This window comes from Streptomyces niphimycinicus, assembly GCF_018883605.1.
Classification (GTDB): domain Bacteria; phylum Actinomycetota; class Actinomycetes; order Streptomycetales; family Streptomycetaceae; genus Streptomyces; species Streptomyces niphimycinicus.
In genome coordinates, this window is sequence record NZ_JAHLEM010001096.1 from 1 (window position 1) to 1,433 (window position 1,433).

General features: G+C 75.9%; 1 protein-coding gene and 1 pseudogene. Both read right to left on the bottom strand.

The genetic code is table 11. The features are described 5' to 3' along the window. On the bottom strand, positions 1-1,154 hold a 1,154-nt coding region (locus KN815_RS47845), incomplete at its 3' end, for a gamma-glutamyltransferase family protein (RefSeq protein ID WP_216348032.1). Positions 1,155-1,247: 93 nt separating this feature from the next. Then, positions 1,248-1,433: pseudogene (locus KN815_RS47850) on the bottom strand (peptide ABC transporter ATP-binding protein); the annotation flags it as partial.

Sequence of the window (1,433 nt, forward strand, 5' to 3'; positions counted from 1 at the left end):
GGTCCGGCCGCCCCGGAGGCCGCGCGGGCCACGGCGGCCAGCGCCTGCTTGCTCAGCCGCGGCATACGGCCCCCGGGGTGCCCGGGGCGCAGCTCGTACGAGGCCGCCTCGCCGATCAGCCGCCGCCGCTCGTCGTTGTACGGTCCGGAGAGCAGCTCCGCCAGCGGCACATCCGCGGCGTCCCCGTACCACGCCTCGCGGTCGGCCATGGCCAGCTTGCCGCCCTCGATCAGGGTGTGCAGAAGGTCGGGCGTGCCCAGGTCGTCCGCGGTCAGCCCGTCCGGCAGCAGGGCGAGTTGCTGGAGCAGCACCGGCCCCTGGCTCCAGGGCCCGGCCTTGCACACGGTCCAGCCGTTCCAGGAGTGGCTGACCGGCGCCTCGTACGTGGCCTCGAAGGCGGCCAGATCGTCCCCGGTGAGCGTCCCGGCGTGGCGCTGCCCGGACGAGTCCATCGTGGGCCGGGCCGCCGCGTCCGCCAGCTCCCGCGCGATGAAGCCCTCGCGCCAGACCCGGCGGGCCGCCTCGATCTGTGTCTCGCGCCCCGGCCCCGCCCCCTCCGCCTCGGCGATCAGCCGCCGCCAGGTGGCGGCCAGCGCGGGGTTGGTGAGCAGCCGCCCGGCGGCGGGGGACTCCCCGTCCGGCAGATACAGCTCGGCCGAGGCCGTCCACTCGGTCTCGAACAGCTCCCGTACCGCCTCGACCGTCTCCCCGATCCGCTCGACCGCGGGATGGCCGTGCTCGGCGTAGCCGATCGCGTACCGCAGCACCTCGGCGAGCCGCTTGGTCCCGTGGTCGCGCAGCAGCACCATCCAGGCGTCGAACGCACCGGGCACCGCCGCCGCGAGCGGGCCGGTGCCCGGGACGAGGTCGAGGCCGAGCGCCGTGTAGTGGTCGATGGTGGCCCCGGCGGGGGCCGGGCCCTGGCCGCACAGCACGGTGGGTTCGCCGCCCGCCGGGGCGAGGATGATCGGCACCTCACCAGCGGGCCCGTTCAGATGCGGCTCGACCACATGCAGGACGAACCCGGCGGCCACGGCCGCGTCGAAGGCGTTGCCGCCGTCCTCCAGGACGGCCATGGCGGACTGCGAGGCGAGCCAGTGGGTGGAGGACACCATGCCATGGGTGCCCTGGAGGGTGGGCCGGGTGGTGAACATGCGGCGGGCTCCTGATCTCGTACGGGGGTGCGGGGTGCGGGGTGCGGGGTGCGGGGGCGGGTGTGCGGGCGGATCTCAGGGGCTGAGGTGTCCTCAGGGGGCCGAGGCGTCCGGCGCCGTTCCGTCGTCCGCCACCAGATGGCAGGAGACCTGCCGACCGCCACCGCCCGCAAGTCCGCGCAGTCCGCGCAGTCCGCGCAGCGCGGGCGGCTCGGTGCGGCAGCGGTCGACGGCGAGCGGACAGCGGGTGTGGAAGCGGCAGCCCGGGGGCGGATCCAG